Annotated in this window: 16 protein-coding genes and 6 tRNA genes; 20 read left to right on the top strand and 2 right to left on the bottom strand. The window is 40.5% G+C overall.

Features of this window, described 5'->3' with window-relative positions; translation table 11 throughout:
- The first annotated feature begins 1 nt into the window (after position 1).
- The 7 genes from HMPREF1125_RS03250 (at position 2) to HMPREF1125_RS03220 (ending at position 1,386) form a co-directional block, all read left to right on the top strand.
- Positions 2-91: transfer RNA gene (locus HMPREF1125_RS03250), tRNA-Ser, on the top strand.
- Positions 92-102: 11 nt separating this feature from the next.
- Positions 103-176, top strand: a tRNA-Met gene (locus tag HMPREF1125_RS03245).
- A 3-nt stretch (positions 177-179) separates the two neighbouring features.
- A tRNA-Phe gene (locus tag HMPREF1125_RS03240) sits at positions 180-252 on the top strand.
- A 16-nt stretch (positions 253-268) separates the two neighbouring features.
- A tRNA-Gly gene (locus HMPREF1125_RS03235) sits at positions 269-339 on the top strand.
- A 33-nt stretch (positions 340-372) separates the two neighbouring features.
- Positions 373-446 (top strand) — tRNA-Ile (locus HMPREF1125_RS03230).
- Between the two features lie 6 nt (positions 447-452).
- Positions 453-540, top strand: a tRNA-Ser gene (locus HMPREF1125_RS03225).
- Between the two features lie 141 nt (positions 541-681).
- The gene (locus tag HMPREF1125_RS03220) at positions 682-1,386 is read left to right on the top strand and encodes a hypothetical protein (protein WP_000788482.1); all 705 of its coding nucleotides are present in this window, start codon (positions 682-684) and stop codon (positions 1,384-1,386) included.
- A 102-nt stretch (positions 1,387-1,488) separates the two neighbouring features.
- Here HMPREF1125_RS03220 and birA read toward each other — a convergent pair whose 3' ends face one another.
- Together birA and HMPREF1125_RS03210 are read right to left on the bottom strand one after the other, a co-directional pair.
- Positions 1,489-2,427 (bottom strand): bifunctional biotin--[acetyl-CoA-carboxylase] ligase/biotin operon repressor BirA, encoded by a 939-nt coding sequence (gene birA / locus HMPREF1125_RS03215; RefSeq protein ID WP_000835300.1) that lies wholly within the window; start codon positions 2,425-2,427, stop codon positions 1,489-1,491.
- On the bottom strand, positions 2,424-3,284 hold the full coding sequence (locus tag HMPREF1125_RS03210; protein ID WP_000959988.1) for an AraC family transcriptional regulator: 861 nt from the start codon (positions 3,282-3,284) through the stop codon (positions 2,424-2,426). Before HMPREF1125_RS03210 ends, birA begins: the two co-directional genes overlap by 4 nt.
- Before the next feature lie 107 nt (positions 3,285-3,391).
- Here HMPREF1125_RS03210 and HMPREF1125_RS03205 point away from each other — a divergent pair, with 107 nt between their 5' ends.
- The 13 genes from HMPREF1125_RS03205 (at position 3,392) to HMPREF1125_RS03145 (ending at position 17,772) form a co-directional block, all read left to right on the top strand.
- Positions 3,392-5,554 carry an alpha-galactosidase gene (locus HMPREF1125_RS03205; protein WP_000512827.1) on the top strand — a complete coding sequence of 721 codons (2,163 nt, stop codon included), beginning with the start codon at positions 3,392-3,394 and terminating at the stop codon, positions 5,552-5,554.
- A 12-nt stretch (positions 5,555-5,566) separates the two neighbouring features.
- Positions 5,567-6,817 carry an extracellular solute-binding protein gene (locus tag HMPREF1125_RS03200; RefSeq protein WP_001267887.1) on the top strand — a complete coding sequence of 417 codons (1,251 nt, stop codon included), beginning with the start codon at positions 5,567-5,569 and terminating at the stop codon, positions 6,815-6,817.
- Between the two features lie 18 nt (positions 6,818-6,835).
- Positions 6,836-7,708, top strand: coding sequence for a carbohydrate ABC transporter permease (locus tag HMPREF1125_RS03195; protein ID WP_001007689.1), 873 nt, complete (start codon positions 6,836-6,838; stop codon positions 7,706-7,708).
- A gap of 16 nt (positions 7,709-7,724) precedes the next feature.
- Complete coding sequence (locus tag HMPREF1125_RS03190; RefSeq protein ID WP_000711262.1) at positions 7,725-8,558, top strand: carbohydrate ABC transporter permease; 834 nt, start codon at positions 7,725-7,727, stop codon at positions 8,556-8,558.
- A gap of 201 nt (positions 8,559-8,759) precedes the next feature.
- Complete coding sequence (gtfA, locus tag HMPREF1125_RS03185) at positions 8,760-10,202, top strand: sucrose phosphorylase (RefSeq protein WP_000155212.1); 1,443 nt, start codon at positions 8,760-8,762, stop codon at positions 10,200-10,202.
- A 132-nt stretch (positions 10,203-10,334) separates the two neighbouring features.
- The gene (locus tag HMPREF1125_RS03180; protein ID WP_025172316.1) at positions 10,335-11,528 is read left to right on the top strand and encodes an O-antigen ligase family protein; all 1,194 of its coding nucleotides are present in this window, start codon (positions 10,335-10,337) and stop codon (positions 11,526-11,528) included.
- Positions 11,529-11,671: 143 nt separating this feature from the next.
- Positions 11,672-12,115 carry a MarR family winged helix-turn-helix transcriptional regulator gene (locus tag HMPREF1125_RS03175; protein ID WP_000655215.1) on the top strand — a complete coding sequence of 148 codons (444 nt, stop codon included), beginning with the start codon at positions 11,672-11,674 and terminating at the stop codon, positions 12,113-12,115.
- A 72-nt stretch (positions 12,116-12,187) separates the two neighbouring features.
- Positions 12,188-12,916: an ABC transporter ATP-binding protein gene (locus tag HMPREF1125_RS03170; protein ID WP_000575230.1), complete on the top strand. Its 729-nt coding sequence runs from the start codon at positions 12,188-12,190 to the stop codon at positions 12,914-12,916.
- On the top strand, positions 12,909-14,429 hold the full coding sequence (locus HMPREF1125_RS03165) for an ABC transporter permease/substrate-binding protein (protein ID WP_000182953.1): 1,521 nt from the start codon (positions 12,909-12,911) through the stop codon (positions 14,427-14,429). Before HMPREF1125_RS03170 ends, HMPREF1125_RS03165 begins: the two co-directional genes overlap by 8 nt.
- 350 nt (positions 14,430-14,779) lie before the next feature.
- On the top strand, positions 14,780-15,382 hold the full coding sequence (locus tag HMPREF1125_RS03160) for a hypothetical protein (protein WP_000846130.1): 603 nt from the start codon (positions 14,780-14,782) through the stop codon (positions 15,380-15,382).
- Entirely contained in the window at positions 15,382-16,173 is a 792-nt protein-coding gene (locus HMPREF1125_RS03155; protein ID WP_002882833.1) for an energy-coupling factor transporter transmembrane component T, read from the top strand. Before HMPREF1125_RS03160 ends, HMPREF1125_RS03155 begins: the two co-directional genes overlap by 1 nt.
- Positions 16,149-16,985 carry an ABC transporter ATP-binding protein gene (locus HMPREF1125_RS03150; RefSeq protein ID WP_000343048.1) on the top strand — a complete coding sequence of 279 codons (837 nt, stop codon included), beginning with the start codon at positions 16,149-16,151 and terminating at the stop codon, positions 16,983-16,985. Before HMPREF1125_RS03155 ends, HMPREF1125_RS03150 begins: the two co-directional genes overlap by 25 nt.
- Positions 16,972-17,772, top strand: coding sequence for an energy-coupling factor ABC transporter ATP-binding protein (locus HMPREF1125_RS03145; RefSeq protein WP_000103848.1), 801 nt, complete (start codon positions 16,972-16,974; stop codon positions 17,770-17,772). Before HMPREF1125_RS03150 ends, HMPREF1125_RS03145 begins: the two co-directional genes overlap by 14 nt.
- Positions 17,773-18,028 lie beyond the last annotated feature (256 nt).

Genomic DNA, 18,028 nt, shown 5'->3' with positions numbered 1-18,028 from the left:
TGGAGGATTACCCAAGTCCGGCTGAAGGGAACGGTCTTGAAAACCGTCAGGCGTGTAAAAGCGTGCGTGGGTTCGAATCCCACATCCTCCTTTTTATATTAACGCGGGATGGAGCAGCTCGGTAGCTCGTCGGGCTCATAACCCGAAGGTCGTAGGTTCAAATCCTGCTCCCGCAATTTGGCTCGGTAGCTCAGTTGGTAGAGCAATGGATTGAAGCTCCATGTGTCGGCGGTTCGATTCCGTCTCGCGCCATATTTTGTTTTATTAAGCGGGTGTAGTTTAGTGGTAAAACTACAGCCTTCCAAGCTGTTGTCGCGAGTTCGATTCTCGTCACCCGCTTTGAACGAAAGTTCATACCAAGTTTTTGAACTTGGGCGCGTAGCTCAGGTGGTTAGAGCGCACGCCTGATAAGCGTGAGGTCGGTGGTTCGAGTCCACTCGTGCCCATTAATAGGAGAATTACTCAAGAGGCTGAAGAGGACGGTTTGCTAAATCGTTAGGTCGGGTAACCGGCGCGGGGGTTCGAATCCCCCATTCTCCGTACTTAGAGAGCTAGTAAGCTCTTTTTTTGTGTGTATTTCTTTTAAAATAATAGTGAGTAAAAATTTTTAATATAGCAACAGCTTTGCTAGGTTTAGTGCTTTATTAGGAATAAAGATTTTGAGATATTAGGTGATTCTATATGAAAAATGGAGTAAAATTTCGTAGTATTTTTTATAGATTTATACTATTTATCTTTGTAGTATTTCTAACTGTGATTTCAATGATCTTAGATACAAAAAAAGCGCAAATTCGCTTTTTTAACCTATCCTTGACTATCGGGCAAGAGGAGTTGAGGATTGTTACAGTTGTGGTTTTGCTCCTTACTTTTCTTTTATCTTTCATGTTCAAATGGAAATGTTCAATTCATAAAAAAGGGATTTATCTAAGAAAAATTGATTTATTTGTAGCTTGGGATGAGATTAGAGGTCTTAGCCATGTCTGGATCAATGAATATCATCGTGGACCTCATGGTTTCCTGTTCTATAATCGTAAGACGCTGGTTATTTATAGGAAAAATTACCAGCCGATTTGCCTTTATAATATTTCAATATTGGCCTTATATGTGGCTAAATGTTATCATCCAAAATTGAAAACCAATATAGTCTCAGCAACGTTGGCAAGTCTCTTCAATATGGCTTTAAATGCATGCTTCTTGTACGAGATGTTTAGTAAAAATTTGGTGAATATAAAAGCTGAAGTCTTTATGTTTTGGCTGCTTTTATATGCTGTTAAAGTTTTTGCGCTGCCATTGATTATGCTTGAATATGAGAATCACTGCTATGGAGCTTCTTTGGTACATAGCACGGCATATAAAAAGAATGCCTCAAAAGCTATCCACCTGTAAATTGTTGATAGGGAATCGGCTATTTATATATCTGTTACTTTCTATATTCAAAAAGCACTATATGTTACTAGTTGAGGTTCTAGACACCATATAGTGCTGTTATTAAGTCCAGCTAGTGAGTGAGATTTCACCACTATTGAGCCAGATTTCTGTCTGGTCATCAAGCTGAATAAGGAGTTGTCCTTTGTCGGAGATGTCCTTGGCGACTCCTTTTTTTTTAGTCTGATCTTGGATAAAACTGACCTCTCTTCCTAGAACAAGAGAGTGTTCTTTATAAAGGTAGAGTAGTTCTTCGGGTGCTGTTTGGTAGAAACAACGCCAAATTTCTGAGATTAGTTCGTTTCGTGTGATAGGTGCAGGTGGCATAAATAGGCTACCTGCTTTTTCTTTTAGGTCTTCTGGGAAGTCTTCTATAGCAAAGTTTATTCCAAGTCCGATAATGACATCTGTAACCAAGCCTGTCTCAACTGATGTCATTGCTTCGGTGAGGATACCTGCTATTTTTTTATTTTTAAAGTAGATGTCATTTACCCATTTGATATCTACTTCTATCATAGTTAGGTTTTTAATGGCTTTGTAGACTGCAGCAGCTACAAGGAGAGTATAGGATGGGAGTTTTTCATAGGGAAGATTGGGTTGAATATGCAGGGACATATAGATCCCACCCTGAGATGGAGAATAGTAGGGACGCTGAAAGCGGCCACGACCTGCTGTTTGACAGGTTGAAAGATAGAGTCTATTTCCTTGGTTTCCAGCTTCAATTCCTTCTTTTGCATCTGTTTGGGTTGATTTGGTCTCAGGTTTGTAGTGAACGATTAAGTTGGTTTTCTCTTGAATCAAATCAGGCAATATCAGGTCGCCTTGAATAAGCTTGTATCCTCTATTTTTGATACTGTCAATTTCTAGGCCTTCTTGTTGAAGACGTTGGATCGCTTTCCATATGGATGTACGGCTTAAATTCAGTTCTTCTCCGATTTTTTCTCCGCTAACATAATCGTTTTCTCTAGCTAATATTTGGTAAACTAGTTGGTGTGATTTCATTGATTTTCCTTTCTAGCTAAGAGGGAGTGAGAGTATTCATTTCGAGTTTGACTAGGTGTTTTATGAAAAAACTGTTTGTAGGCTTTTGAGAAATGTAGTGGATCTGAAAAACCCACAGAATATGCAATGACTTTGATCGTTTCATTGGTGTGTTCTAGTAACTGTTGAGCACGCTTCATTCGAACGAAAAGTAAATACTCTTTTGGAGAGAGTTGGTGAAATTCTTTAAACACACTAGTTAAGTAACTTCTATGAACCGATAGCTCTTTAGCTAAATCTTGAATGGTGAGCGATTGTGGATAGTGACTATCAATTAATCGTTTGCAGTCAAGATAGAGTTGGTGGGTTGAAGAAATATTCTCTCTTTTCTGATTGGGAGCAATAGTTCCTAGATGAAACATTAGTTCATGGAGTTGTCCCATGATGTGGAGTTGAGCCAATTCATTTGATTTTGTAATCTGAGCGAAGCGGACAATATCTGAGATGAGTTTTGCAGTTGTCTGGGTATGACAATGCTCTGATTGAATTAAGTAGGATTGGTTAGAAATTTGAGATAGAGCAAAGTAGTCAGGTGCCCTCCCTCCAGTGATCCCCAACCAGTAGTAAGCCCAAGGATCCTGGCTATCTGCTTGATAGAATGTTAATTCATCTGGTTTTAGTAAAAAGAAATCTCCTGTCTTTAAATCAACAATTTTCCCCTTATAATGGAACTGACCTTTTCCTTTAGTAATGTAATGTAGTACATAGGTATCTCGAATAGCTGGGCCAAAAGAGTAGTTAGGCGTGCATTCTTCATAACCGTAGAAGCTAAGAGAAAGATCAATTGTTCCAGTCTGGTATTCTGAAAAAACGAGCATGGGCCACCTCCTACCTAACATTTTACCATACTTTAGAGACATTTTTCTATTTTAGAAAGCGCTTTTATTTGCTAAAATTTTATCAAGAAATGGATGAGGTATAATTTATGGGAATTCGGATAGAGAATAATCTATTTTACGTTGAGAGTAAAGGTTTAAGTTTGATTATTGAAAATAGGGATGGGTACTTATTATTAAAACATTTAGGAAAGACTATTAAGAACTATAATGGTGCCAATAGTGTTTATGAACGCGATCATGCTTTTTCAGGTAATCCAACAGCTACTAATCGCACCTTTAGTTTGGATACGCAACGTCAAATTTTTGGACAACATGGTTTGGGTGACTTTAGAAAACCAACTTTACAGGTTCAGCATGATGCAACTGAAGTAACAGACTTTCGATTTGTAGAAGCAAAGATTTTAAAAGGTCAGAATGGTCCACAGGGCTTACCTTCTCCTCACAGCATGGATGATACAGAGACGCTTGTCTTGATTTTAGAAGATCCTCAAGCTAAACTCAGTCTGACTTTGTATTATACAGCTTTTGATAATGATGCGACAATTGCTAGTTATGGCAAATTGGAAAATAATAGCAATCAGGAAGTTGTCATTCATAAGGACTTTTCTTTTATGGCTGATTTTCCTGCTGCAGCTTACGAAATAGTGACTTTACAGGGAGCTTATGCTCGTGAAAAGACTGTCCGGCGTCAACAGGTAGAACAAGGAATCTTTTCAATTAGTTCGAACCGTGGTGCTTCTGGTCATGCTCAAACACCAGCTCTTCTACTATGTGATCAAGGAGCTACAGAGGATGCTGGGAATGTGTTTGCTATTCAACTGATGTATAGTGGAAACTTCGAAGCTTTTGTCCAAAAAAATCAACTGAATGAAGTTCGGGTGGCTATTGGGATTAATCCAGAAAATTTTTCTTGGAAGTTGGATCCTAAGGAAAACTTTGAAACACCGGTAGCTTTAGTGGCCTATTCAGATAAGGGATTAACCGGTATCAGTCATGAAAGTCAGAATTTTGTACTTAAGCACATTATGCCAAGTAAATTTTCTAAAAAAGAACGCCCAATTCTTATCAATAACTGGGAAGCTACTTACTTTGACTTTCAGAGAGAAAAACTGTTAGAATTAGCAGATGAAGCTAAGAAAGTTGGAATAGAACTTTTTGTATTAGATGATGGGTGGTTTGGTAATCGCTTTGATGATAATCGTGCTTTAGGTGATTGGGTTGTTAATGAGAAAAAATTGGGTGGAAGTCTAGAAAGTCTGATTTCAGCTATCCATGAAAGAGGTTTGCAGTTTGGGCTTTGGTTAGAACCTGAGATGATTTCCGTTGATAGCGACTTGTATCGCAAACATCCTGACTGGGCTATTCAGGTTCCAGGGTATGAGCATACTTACTCTCGGAATCAATTAGTACTTAATCTTGCCAATCCCCAGGTAGTAGAATATCTGAAAAATGTCTTAGATGAACTCCTCTCTCATCATAAGATTAACTACATCAAATGGGATATGAACCGCAATATCACTAATCTAGGGAATGGTTCAGCTTATCTGGAAACCCAGATGCAATCTCATCAGTACATGCTGGGACTTTATGAACTTGTTTCTTATCTAACAGAGAAGAACAGCCATATTCTCTTTGAGTCCTGCTCTGGTGGTGGTGGACGAAATGATCTTGGCATGATGCGCTATTTCCCACAAGTCTGGGCTAGTGATAACACTGATGCCATTGCACGTTTACCAATTCAATACGGCTCATCCTATCTCTATCCAATCATTTCCATGGGAGCTCATGTGTCAGCAGTACCAAATCATCAGATGGGACGAATGACACCATTGGAAACTCGTGGTCATGTGGCAATGATGGGAAATCTGGGCTATGAACTTGATTTGACAAGTTTATCAGATGAAGAGAAAGCTGAGATTGCTAATCAGGTGAACTTGTATAAAGAATTGCGACCAGTAGTCCAGTTGGGAAATCAGTATAGGTTAATCAATCCCGATGCTGAATCCAATGAAGCAGCTGTACAATTTAACTATGAAAATCAAACGATTGTAACCTACGCTCGAGTCTTATCAGTTGTAGAGACCATGGAAACAACTTTAAAGTTAAAAGATTTGGATGAAGAGGGACGGTATGAATTACAGGAAAATGGTGTAGTTTACTCAGGTGCAGAACTCATGTATGCGGGTATTACTATGGAGCTTCCGCAGGGAGATTATCTCAGCAGGCAGTTACATTTCATTAGAAGATAAGGAGATAAAATCATGAGATGGTATAAAAAGATGAGCTTAATTGCTACTACAGGACTCTGCCTTTTGGGACTGTCAGCTTGCAGTAGCCAAGAGGAGTCAACTGATGGCAAGGTAACGATTGAGTTTTTTAACCAGAAGACCGAGATGGCGGATACCTTGCAAAGGATAGTGGATGATTTTGAAAAGGATCATCCTACTATTGATGTAAAACTGACGACTGTTCCCGCAGCTGGAATTGTTCTGAAGACTCGGATTTTATCAGGAGATGTTCCAGATATTATTAATATCTATCCTCAAAATATGGATTTTCAGGAGTGGGCAAAAGCAGGTTATTTTGCAGATATGACAGGGAAATCTTATCTTGAGAACATCAAGAACGACTATGCCGAAAAGTATGCAATCAATAACAAAATTTATAGTGTGCCTTTAACTGCTAACCTCTATGGAATCTATTACAATAAAACAAAGTTTAAAGAATTAGGACTTGAGGAACCGAAGACTTTTAAAGAGTTTCAAGAGATTGTTAAAAAGATAAAAGATAGTGGGAATTCTCCATTTGCAGTTGCAGGCAATGAAGGCTGGACATTAAATGGTTACCACCAACTTTCTCTCATTACTATTACAGGTAGTGGAGACGCAGCTAATAACTACCTTCGCTTTTCAAAACCAAACGCTATCTCTGCAGATGATGCTATTTTAAAAGCCGATGCAGAACGACTAGATTTATTGGCAGATAATGCTCAAGATGGTTGGCGTGGTGCTTCTTATAATGATGCGGTGGTAGCATTTTCGAGTGAAACAGCTTTGATGATGCCACAAGGATCATGGGCATTAGCGGCAATTAATCAACAGGATCCAAAATTTGAGGTGGGGATGTTTGCCTTCCCAGGAGAAGAAGTAGGAAAAGAAGTTACTGTTGGTGCAGGGGACATGGCATTATCAACTTCGGCTACTACTAAACATCCGAAAGAAACCGAAGAATTTATCAGTTATATGACTAGTCCAAAAGCTATGCAGTCATATTATGATGTAGATGGATCACCAGTTGCTGTAAAAGGCATACAGGAAAAAGAAGACTCAGCGCTTACAGAGATTTCTAAACTGGCATTTACTGACAAACATTATGTTTGGTTGGGCCAACACTGGAATTCTGAAGAAGACTTTTTTAATCTAAGTGCAGGTTACTTGATGGATAAAAATTTGAAAAATATGGCAAACAATCTCAATGCTTTCTTTAATCCAATGAAGGCAGATTTGGACTAGAATAGGAGTTAAGATGATATGGCTATTCGAAAATTTTTAAATAAATACTGGGGTTGGACTTTTTTGCTCATCCCGCTTGCTTTACAAGCGATTTTCTTTTACTTTCCGATGGTGCAAGGTGCTTTCTATAGTTTGACTAACTGGACTGGATTGACCTATAATTATAAATTTGTTGGTTTGAATAACTACAAATTGCTTATGATTGATGGGAAATTCTTCACAGCGATTGCTTTTACTTTGATTTTAACTCTGGCATTGATTATTGGAGAGATTACGATTGGGATGGTTGTGGCACGAGCCTTAAATTCTAAGATGAAGGGGCAGACCTTCTTTAGAGCTTGGTTCTTTTTCCCGGCTGTTTTGTCTGGTTTGACAGTTTCCTTGATTTTTAAACAATTCTTCAACTATGGTCTTCCAACGATTGGAAGAATTTTAGGGATTGGTTTTTTACAAGAAAGTCTATTGGGGACACCTGTCGGAGCGGTAGTGGCAACTATTTTTGTTCTTCTATGGCAAGGAGTAGCAATGCCAATTATTCTCTTTCTTGCTGGTCTTCAGAGTATTCCAAGTGATATTTTGGAGGCGGCATCAATTGATGGTGCAACAAGTAAACAAACTTTTTGGAAGATTGAATTACCCTATTTGCTTCCAACGATTTCGATGGTTTTTATTCTGGCTCTTAAGTCTGGCCTGACTGCCTTTGACCAGATTTTTGCCTTGACGAGTGGTGGTCCAAATAATGCTACAACGTCTCTTGGACTTTTAGTCTACAACTATGCTTTCAAGAGTAATCAATATGGATATGCGAATGCAATTGCCTTGATTTTATTCTTAATTATTGGAATTGTTTCTCTTATCCAAATCAAGCTATCAAAGAAATTTGAACTCTAATAGAGGAGTCCTACACATGAAAAAAGAAGAAAAATTGAATCAGTTTTGGAAATATGTCCTCTTGATAGTAGGTGGTATCCTTATACTTGTTCCTTTATTAGTAACAGTATTTAGTTCTTTCAAAATAACTAAGGATATCATGAATCATTTCTTTAGTTTGCCCAATCCTTTTACCTTAAGTAATTATGAACGATTAATTTCGGATGGAATTGGAGGCTATTTCTGGAATTCAGCAGTTATTACGGTGTTATCATTGATTGTAGTGGCTTTCTTTATACCAGCTGCAGCTTACTCCATTGCTCGAAATATGTCCAAGAAAAAAGCCTTTGCAATTATGTATTCGCTCTTGATCTTAGGGATATTTGTTCCATTTCAGGTGATTATGATTCCCATCACAGTTATGATGAGTAAGCTTGGTCTAGCAAATATGTGGGGGCTAGTAATACTCTACCTAACTTATGCTATTCCACAGACTCTCTTCTTGTATGTTGGTTATATTAAAATCAGTATACCAGATAGTTTAGATGAAGCTGCGGAAATTGATGGGGCTGATCGATTTACAACTTACCGTCGAATCATTTTTCCAATGCTGAAACCCATGCATGCTACAACTTTGATCATCAATGCTCTATGGTTCTGGAATGATTTTATGTTGCCACTGTTGATTTTGAATAAGGATTCCAAGATGTGGACTTTGCCTCTTTTCCAGTACAACTACCAAGGTCAGTACTTTAATGACTATGGACCAAGCTTTGCATCCTATATTGTGGGAATTGTAACAATCACTGTCGTCTACCTCATCTTCCAAAAACATATCATTTCAGGAATGAGCAACGGGGCAGTGAAGTAAGAAAGTGCTTAGGGAATGTATAATTCCATACATAGACGAACGGTTCAGCTTGTTGACAATTCTATGTAGAAAACAAGAAAGTCGTACTTAGTTGCTTGCAGCTTAGTACGAGTTCAATGTGAACAAAAATCTAAAAATATCTTTCATTTACGAAGCCAGGTCATATAAGACTTGGCTTTCATCAGAAAAAGGAGAACATCTATGACCATTCAAAATAAAACTATGTTGATTACTTACTCAGATAGTCTTGGAAATAATCTTAAAGACTTATATGAGAATTTGGAAGAGCATTTTGGTGATGCTATTGGAGGAGTTCACCTTCTACCATTTTTCCCATCAACAGGTGATCGTGGATTTGCGCCAGTTGACTATGATGAAGTGGATTCAGCTTTTGGTGATTGGGAGGACGTTAAGCGTTTAGGTGAGAAATATTATCTTATGTTTGACTTTATGATTAATCATATTTCTCGTCAATCTAAGTATTATAGGGACTATCAAGAAAAACATGAAGCCAGTGAATTTAAAGATCTCTTTTTAAACTGGGATAAGTTTTGGCCAGAGAACCGTCCGACACAGTCTGACGTAGATTTAATCTACAAGCGTAAGGATCGTGCACCAAAGCAAGAGATTGTTTTTGCAGATGGTTCAGTAGAACATTTGTGGAATACCTTTGGTGAGGAACAAATTGATCTTGATGTGACCAAAGAAGTAACGATGGCATTCATCCGTAAGACCATTCAGCACCTGGCAAGTAATGGTTGTGATTTGATTCGTCTAGATGCCTTTGCTTATGCAGTGAAGAAATTGGATACCAATGATTTCTTTGTGGAACCAGATATTTGGGATTTATTGGACAAAGTTCGAGATATCGCTGCTGAGTATGTGACAGAGCTCTTACCTGAGATTCATGAACACTATTCGATTCAGTTTAAAATAGCGGACCATGATTACTATGTTTACGATTTTGCCCTTCCAATGGTGACCCTTTATACTCTTTACAGTTCCAGAACAGAGCGCTTGGCTAAGTGGTTAAAGATGAGCCCGATGAAGCAATTTACGACACTAGATACTCATGATGGAATTGGAGTGGTGGATGTCAAAGATATCCTGACTGATGAGGAAGTTGACTATGCTTCAAATGAGCTCTATAAGGTTGGAGCGAATGTCAAACGGAAGTACTCCAGTGCAGAGTATAACAATCTAGATATCTACCAAATCAATTCAACCTACTATTCTGCGCTTGGAGATGATGATGTCAAGTATTTCCTCGCTCGTTTGATTCAAGCTTTTGCTCCAGGCATTCCTCAGGTTTACTATGTGGGTCTATTAGCAGGAAAAAATGACTTGAAATTGTTAGAAGAAACTAAAGAAGGTCGAAATATTAATCGTCATTACTATAGCAACGAGGAAATAGCAGAAGAAGTTCAACGTCCTGTGGTGAAGTCTCTTCTCAATCTATTTTCTTTCCGTAATCAATCAGAGGCCTTTGACCTAGAAGGGACTATTGAGATAGAAACACCAACAGCTCACAGCATTGTAATCAAACGTCAAAATAAAGACAAGTCCGTAACAGCAGTAGCAGAAATTGATCTGCAAAGTCAGACCTATCAAGTAGTGGAAAACGGCAGAAAAATTCAGTTCTAGTACTATATTAATGAAAGAGTTTTTTTGTGGCGAAAACGTGTTCATTGTTCCCAAATGACGGAAAAAATGGTAGAATATAAAGATAGTTTAGCATTTATCTTCTGGAGAAATCCAGAACAGAAAGGATCCGTTTTGAAATCAATTGGATTACTGGATAAGATAAGAGGGCTTTCGAAAAAAGATTTCTTTTTGTATTTGATGATCATAAGTATCTTTTTACCTTTTTATTTGTTCTTAGCCCTCTTTGCTTTATATTTGATAGGTTTACTTGTTACTGGGGAGATGAAGGGAATTATCAAAGGATTAGCCAAACATCCTGTACTTCTCTTTTTTATTGCCTACAGTAGTATCATCTCTATCGTTGCCAAGAACTGGCTTGGATTGGTTGCATCTTTACTGATGTTTCTCTTCCTCATTTTCTTTAGTTTTTACCAGAAGCGACTGACGCATGCTTTCTTTCGACTGATACTCCAGACGGTTTTGTTTGGTAGTGTTGTCTCTGCCGCTTTTGCTACTTTGGAGCATTTCCAAATTGTAAAGAAATTTAACTATGCCTTTCTTTCACCCAATATGCAAGTGTGGCACCAGAACCGTGCAGAGGTGACCTTCTTTAATCCTAACTACTATGGGATTATCTGTTGCTTCTGTATCATGATTGCTTTTTACCTCTTTACAACGACAAAGCTAAGATGGTTAAAAATTTTTTGTGTGCTAGCAGGTTTTGTAAATCTTTTTGGTTTAAATTTCACGCAAAATCGAACAGCCTTCCCAGCTATTATCGCGGGTGCAATCATTTATCTTTTTACAACCATTAAAAACTGGCGTGCCTTCTGGCTCAGTATTGGCGTTTTTGGGATTGGCCTTTGTTTCCTCTTTTCAAGTGACTTGGGTGTCCGAATGGGAACCCTAGATTCTTCAATGGAAGAGCGTGTTTCAATTTGGAATGCGGGTATGACTTTGTTTAAACAAAATCCGATCTGGGGTGAGGGTCCACTGACCTATATGAATTCCTATCCGAGAATTCATGCACCTTACCACGAGCATGCACATAGTCTTTACATCGATACTATTTTAAGTTATGGTTTGATTGGAACAATTCTCCTATCCATTTCTTCGGTTATCCCGGTTCATATGATGATGGATATGAGTCAGGAGTCTGGGAAACGACCAATTATCGGTCTTTATCTCTCCTTCCTCACAGTAGTCGCTGTACATGGAATTTTTGACTTGGCCCTCTTCTGGGTTCAGTCAGGATTCATCTTCTTGCTGGTTATGTGCAGTCTACCACTGGAACATCGAACCTTGGTCGCAGACATGACGGATTGAGTTAATAAAGATTGAAGATCTTCTACTCTAGGTAGGAGATCTTTTTTGTTGGTGAAAATTATTTCTAAGTCGAAATAGTTGACAGATGGAATAGTAGGTGTTACAATAGAAAAAATTCGATATAGAAATAAAATGGAGAAATCATGAAAGATAGTCATTTAGTAGCCCACCATATTCGTTTGTTGAATGGGCGGATTTTTCAAAAGTTACTTAATCAGGATCCTGAGGCTCTTTATCGGAGTGAGCAGGGCAAGATTCTCACGGTTTTATGGAATAGTGAGACGGGCTGTGCAACTGCGACAGATATTGCGCTGGCGACTGGTCTCACCAACAATACGCTCACAACCATGATAAAGAAACTTGAGGAGCAAAACCTGGTTACCATCAGTCCATGTGGAATAGACAAGAGAAAGAAGTATGTCGTTTTGACTGAACTTGGTTCGTCCCAGAAAGAAGTTGGCTATCGTGTTAGTCAAAAGTTGGATGCAATTTTTTATAAAGGATTCACTGAGGAAGAAATTCGTCAGTTTGAAGCCTTTCAAGAAAGAATTTTGGCTAATCTGAAAGAGGAGGAAAATGGGGTTTAGAATGGGGTAAATTAGTTATTAAAAGTTTGGTAACTTGACCAATCAAGGGAAGTTTTAAATTGAGGACAAAGAATGATTGAATACAAAAATGTAGCGCTACGCTATACAGAAAAGGATGTTTTGAGAGATGTCAATTTACGGATTGAGAATGGGGAGTTCATGGTTTTAGTTGGGCCTTCTGGGTCCGGTAAGACGACCATGATTAAGATGATTAACCGTCTTTTGGAACCCACTGATGGAAATATTTACATGGATGGCAAGCGCATCAAAGACTATGATGAGCGTGAACTTCGTCTTTCTACTGGTTATGTTTTACAGGCTATTGCTCTGTTCCCCAATCTAACGGTTGCAGAAAATATTGCTCTCATTCCTGAGATGAAGGGCTGGACTAAGGAAAAAATTGCGAAGAAAACAGAAGAGCTTTTAGCTAAAGTTGGCTTGCCAGTAGCTGAGTATGGGCATCGACTTCCGAGTGCATTATCTGGTGGAGAACAGCAACGGGTCGGGATTGTCCGTGCCATGATTGGTCAGCCTAAGATTCTCCTCATGGATGAGCCCTTTTCGGCCTTGGATGCTATTTCGAGAAAACAGCTACAGGTTCTGACGAAAGAATTGCATAAAGAATTTGGGATGACAACGATTTTTGTGACCCATGATACGGATGAAGCCTTGAAGTTGGCGGACCGTATTGCTGTCTTGCAGGATGGAGAGATTCGTCAGGTGGCGAATCCCGAGACTATTTTAAAAGCTCCTGCCACAGAATTTGTAGCAGACTTGTTTGGAGGTAGTGTTCATGACTAATTTAATTGCAACTTTTCAGGATCGTTTTAGTGATTGGTTGACAGCTCTATCTCAACATTTGCAGTTGTCACTTTTGACCTTGTTGCTGGCCATCTTTATAGCGATTCCCTTGGCTGTTTATCTTCGCTATCATGAGAGGCTGGCGGATTGGGTCTTACAGATTGCAGGGATTTTCCAGACCATCCCGTCTCTGGCCTTGTTGGGGCTCTTTATCCCCTTGATGGGAATTGGGACCTTACCAGCTTTGACAGCTCTTGTGATTTATGCGATTTTTCCGATTTTACAAAATACCATTACTGGGTTGAAGGGAATTGATCCAAGTCTGCAGGAGGCTGGGATTGCCTTTGGGATGACCAGATGGGAACGTCTCAAGAAGTTTGAAATTCCACTGGCCATGCCTGTTATCATGTCTGGGATTCGGACGGCAGCGGTCTTGATTATCGGTACAGCAACCTTGGCTGCCTTGATTGGTGCAGGGGGACTGGGTTCCTTTATCCTTTTGGGAATTGACCGTAATAATGCCAGTCTGATTTTGATTGGGGCCCTTTCTTCTGCAGTGCTTGCCATTGCCTTTAACTTCCTGCTAAAAGTGATGGAAAAAGCAAAATTGCGGACGATTTTCTCTGGTTTTGCCTTGGTGACCTTATTGCTCGGTCTGTCTTATAGTCCAGCTCTATTAGCTCAAAAAGAGAAAGAAAACTTGGTGATTGCTGGGAAATTGGGACCGGAACCAGAAATTTTGGCTAATATGTATAAGTTGCTGATTGAGGAAAATACCAGTATGACTGCGACTGTTAAACCGAATTTTGGGAAAACAAGCTTCCTCTATGAAGCTCTGAAAAAAGGCGATATTGACATCTATCCTGAATTTACAGGAACGGTGACTGAAAGTTTACTTCAGCCATCACCGAAAGTGGGTCATGAGCCAGAGCAGGTTTATCAGGTAGCGCGTGATGGTATTGCCAAACAGGATCATCTAGCTTATCTCAAACCAATGTCTTATCAAAATACCTATGCTGTAGCTGTTCCGAAAAAGATTGCTCAAGAATATGGCTTGAAGACCATTTCGGACTTGAAAAAAGTGGAAGGGCAGTTGAAGGCAGGCTTTACACTTGAGTTTAATGACCGTGAAGATGGAAATAAAGGCTTGCAGTCAATGTATGGTCTCAATCTCAATGTGGCGACCATGGAGCCAGCCCTTCGCTATCAGGCAATTCAGTCAGGTGATATTCAAATCACGGATGCCTATTCGACCGATGCAGAGTTGGCGCGTTATGATTTGCAGGTCTTGGAGGATGACAAACAACTCTTCCCACCTTATCAAGGGGCTCCACTAATGAAAGAAGCTCTTCTCAAGAAACATCCTGAGTTGGAGACGGTTCTCAATAAATTGGCTGGTAAAATTACTGAAAGCCAGATGAGCCAGCTCAACTACCAAGTCGGTGTTGAAGGCAAGTCAGCAGAACAAGTAGCCAAGGAGTTTCTACAAGAACAAGGTTTGTTGAAGAAATGATGGGGCAGAGACTTTAAACATACTGAACTCAACTCCCTTAAACAACTAGATAAAAGAATGCTCAGACAATTTCATCTGGGCTTTTTGAGTGTCAGAATTAATGATTTTCATTTTTAAATGGAAAATAAGAGGAAATTTTTAGGATTTTCTAAAATTTTACTGTAAATACACTTGACTATTCAGAAATTAGGTGTATAATGTGTTGTGAACTACTTAACAAATAAAGATTTCCAGCTCATGTCGACTAAGGATGGAAATCTTGTGTATAGACAGTTCAGTAGATATATAATAGAGCGTTGCGTCCGAAAGTCTATCCAGACACGGCTCTTTAAAAACAAAAGGAGAAGATTATGAAAACAGAACCGATTCATCGTACCAGTATGTGGAAATTTAAGTTAAGTGCTGCCACCATGACTTTGATTCCCGCTGCCGTGGGGATAAACTATGTTGCCAAAGCCTTGGCGGAGGGGTTAAAATTGCCCGTTTGGCTGGGGTCTTTGGGAACCTTTCTTACCAGCATGTTGGCTGGGCCGGTTGCCGGTGCCATTAGTGGTTTCATCAACAACGTGATCTATGGGCTGACCTTATCGCCAATTTCAACCGTGTATGCGATTACCAGCATCGGAATTGGGATTGCTGTCGGAGTTTTGCACGCCAATGGGTGGTTCTCGTCAGCGCGACGAGTATTTGTTTCTGCTATTATTATTGCCATCGTTTCAGCTGTCATTTCAACGCCACTCAACGTCATCTTTTGGGGTGGTCAGACCGGTATCGCTTGGGGTGACTCATTGTTTGCGGTAATGGTCGCCAATCATGCACCAGTGTGGCTGGCCTCATTTACCGATGAGTTTGTCTTGGATATTTTGGATAAAGTCTGCGTGGCCTACCTGGCATTCTTCATCTATCGTCAGCTGCCGAAGCGGATGGTGCACTTCTTTAGCGATGATAAATGATGACTGATAAAACATTGATTTCTGGAGCGCCACGGGTCAAGCTCAAGTGGTACCAGGTAATCGATCCGATTACTAAGCTCTTGTTCATCTTGGACATGACGTTGTTGAGCTTTGCCAGTATGAATTTATTGCTTCAGGCCGGATTAATTCTTGTCGCAACACTGCTATTGTTATTTTCCAAATTGAGTTCTACCACCTTTAAGGCGCTGGGATTCAGCCTGTTTCTGATTTGCACCATGCTGATCATCCAAGGGTTATTTTACAGTCGGAATCAAACTGTGCTGTTTTCTGTGCTTGGGGTGTCGTTCTACAAAGAAGGCCTGATTTATGCCACCACTCTGGGTTGTCGAGTATTGGTGATTATTTTGACCAGTGGCTTTTTTATGGTGACCACGAGTATTTCAGAAAACGCGGCCTATTTGGAACTGTCCGGATTGTCTTATAAAACCGTCTACGTTCTGATGTCGGTTAGTTATATTTTGCCGGAAATGATGCGCAATATGCGGAAAATCCAGCAGGCACAAAAAGTTCGCGGAACCAATCCGCAAAAAACGTTGATTCAGAAATTAAAGTCAGTCCTGCCGGTTCTAATTCCATTGGTGATTAAGACCTTGGATCAATCGATGACGCGGTCGATTTCTCTCCAACTGAGAGGTTTTGATAATCTCAACCGGACTGTCAGAACCTCCCAGCGCGTGTATCGCCTGTCGCGGACGCTGCACATTGGTCTGACTGGATTGGCAATTTTATTGATTGGGTGGAAGATATGGACGAAGATAAACGGATTGTAATTGAAAATTTGACCACCCGTTATCCGGGTACTGAGCAACCACAACTGCGTCAGATTAACGCGGAGGTTCATACCGGCCAGGTGGTTGGGATTATCGGGAATAGCCACTCCGGCAAATCGACTTTGTGCCGTGTGCTGGCAGGGGTCATTCCCAAAATTGTGTCTGCTGAGATTGAGGGCGATTGGCACATGTTTGGCCAGCGAGTGTCCGACAATTGGCCCGTTTATAATGCCATGAATGGAGTTGTACTGCAAAATCCAGCTGGCCAACTAAGCGGGTTGGCAGACACGGTTGCCGATGAAATCGCCTTTGACTTGATTAATCAGGGAATGGCTGAAGGACTGATTCAAAAACGGGTTGAAGAAGTTGCCACGCAAATGGGGCTGATTGAACAGCTGAATTTGCGTCCCGAGAGCCTTTCCGGTGGTCAGATCCAGCGGTTGGCAATTGCCACGGCGATTGTGGCTAATCCGGCTGTTTTGATTATGGATGATCCGACCAGTGAGATGGATCCCCTTGGCCGCCGGCAATTTTTCCAATGGCTGGCCCAAGTCAAAGAGACGACTGTCTTCATTGTCACCAGTGAAATTGACGATTTGTGCGAAGTCGCCGACGTTGTGTGGGTGCTGCACGAGGGTCAAATGGTAGCCCAGGGCAGGCCGGGTGAGGTGTTTAATCATTTGGCAGCTGACTGGCAGATTCCAGCCCCGACAATCCAGCAACTTGCTCAAAAAATGGATTGGCACTTGGCTGATGGTCGGTATCCGGTGAATTACGCTGATCTGAAGGAGGTTCGTTATGTCCACAATTGAACTGAGCCACCTGACGTTCACTTATCCGGAACGGTCCTTTAGCTTGGATGTTGAAGACAAACACTTCGCCGATCCGATGGTGGCGATTGTCGGCCAAAATGGTGCCGGCAAATCAACGCTCTTCAAATTGTTGACGGGCTTGCTGACACCACAAACCGGTGTGATTAAGATCGATGGAGAAAATTTTAATGATCTTAAACCAGTCGAAAAGTTACTGAAGGTTGGGATTACTTTTCAGAATCCTGACGATCAGCTTTTCAACCCGACCGTTCAACGAGAGGTGGAGTGGAATGTCGCGCAGGTCATGGATGACCACGACACGATTACGAGGCGGGCTTTAGCGGCTCTAAAAAGAGTTGGCTTGGATGATAAAACAGCTGAAAGTCCATATGACCTGTCATTGTCGGAACGCAAGCTGTTGAGCGTTGCCACAGTTTTGGCAGTGGATCCGGCGATTTATTTATTTGATGAGCCGATGATGTCGCTTGATTGGGAAAGCCGGCGCAAGTTGACCGCAATTTTCCATCAGTTGGCTGATTCGGGCCACCAAGTTGTGACCATCACCCATGACATGGATTGGGTCGCCGCCGAGTTTGAGTCGGTGTATGTTATGGAACACGGGAAGTTTGGCTTCGCCGGCAGTCCACGGGAATTGTTCAGCAATCACGAACTTGTCCAGCGAGTGGGATTACTACCACCGCGGATTATGGACATAGCGGAGTCGCTGGGTGATTCACAGACATATTTATCGGTTAATGATTATTGCCAGAAAAATCGAGATGTATAGAAAAAGTCACCTCTGCGGGTTTTCCAGGTTGAAGGATTAACTTCAGCTTCTGGCAAGAACTCACATGGGTGACTTTTGTGTTTAATAACGTTTCATGATCATCGGGTGCTTCCTCAGATCACTCGGTTTGATTTTACTTTGTTTCATGGTCATAATCATATACCATTTCTTTTGGATTTTTTGTTTGACTAATACAAAATAGGTCTTCATAGGTCTTCGCATTTTTAGCGTCCATTAGGATCATCAGTATAATTTT

The organism is Streptococcus oralis SK304 (genome assembly GCF_000287715.1).
GTDB classification, from domain to species: Bacteria; Bacillota; Bacilli; order Lactobacillales; family Streptococcaceae; genus Streptococcus; species Streptococcus oralis_Y.
This window is presented reverse-complemented; position numbering and strand designations above follow the sequence as displayed.

Excerpts from the sequence above, each read along its gene's own strand:
- HMPREF1125_RS03210 (WP_000959988.1), bottom strand. The coding sequence starts at position 3,284 with ATGCTCGTTTTTTCAGAATACCAGACTGGAACAATTGATCTTTCTCTT.
- HMPREF1125_RS03165 (WP_000182953.1), top strand. The coding sequence starts at position 12,909 with ATGACTAATTTAATTGCAACTTTTCAGGATCGTTTTAGTGATTGGTTG.
- gtfA (WP_000155212.1), top strand. The coding sequence starts at position 8,760 with ATGACCATTCAAAATAAAACTATGTTGATTACTTACTCAGATAGTCTT.
- HMPREF1125_RS03195 (WP_001007689.1), top strand. The coding sequence starts at position 6,836 with ATGGCTATTCGAAAATTTTTAAATAAATACTGGGGTTGGACTTTTTTG.
- HMPREF1125_RS03160 (WP_000846130.1), top strand. The coding sequence starts at position 14,780 with ATGAAAACAGAACCGATTCATCGTACCAGTATGTGGAAATTTAAGTTA.
- HMPREF1125_RS03145 (WP_000103848.1), top strand. The coding sequence starts at position 16,972 with ATGTCCACAATTGAACTGAGCCACCTGACGTTCACTTATCCGGAACGG.
- HMPREF1125_RS03170 (WP_000575230.1), top strand. The coding sequence starts at position 12,188 with ATGATTGAATACAAAAATGTAGCGCTACGCTATACAGAAAAGGATGTT.
- HMPREF1125_RS03200 (WP_001267887.1), top strand. The coding sequence starts at position 5,567 with ATGAGATGGTATAAAAAGATGAGCTTAATTGCTACTACAGGACTCTGC.
- HMPREF1125_RS03175 (WP_000655215.1), top strand. The coding sequence starts at position 11,672 with ATGAAAGATAGTCATTTAGTAGCCCACCATATTCGTTTGTTGAATGGG.
- birA (WP_000835300.1), bottom strand. The coding sequence starts at position 2,427 with ATGAAATCACACCAACTAGTTTACCAAATATTAGCTAGAGAAAACGAT.
- HMPREF1125_RS03205 (WP_000512827.1), top strand. The coding sequence starts at position 3,392 with ATGGGAATTCGGATAGAGAATAATCTATTTTACGTTGAGAGTAAAGGT.
- HMPREF1125_RS03190 (WP_000711262.1), top strand. The coding sequence starts at position 7,725 with ATGAAAAAAGAAGAAAAATTGAATCAGTTTTGGAAATATGTCCTCTTG.
- HMPREF1125_RS03155 (WP_002882833.1), top strand. The coding sequence starts at position 15,382 with ATGACTGATAAAACATTGATTTCTGGAGCGCCACGGGTCAAGCTCAAG.
- HMPREF1125_RS03150 (WP_000343048.1), top strand. The coding sequence starts at position 16,149 with ATGGACGAAGATAAACGGATTGTAATTGAAAATTTGACCACCCGTTAT.
- HMPREF1125_RS03220 (WP_000788482.1), top strand. The coding sequence starts at position 682 with ATGAAAAATGGAGTAAAATTTCGTAGTATTTTTTATAGATTTATACTA.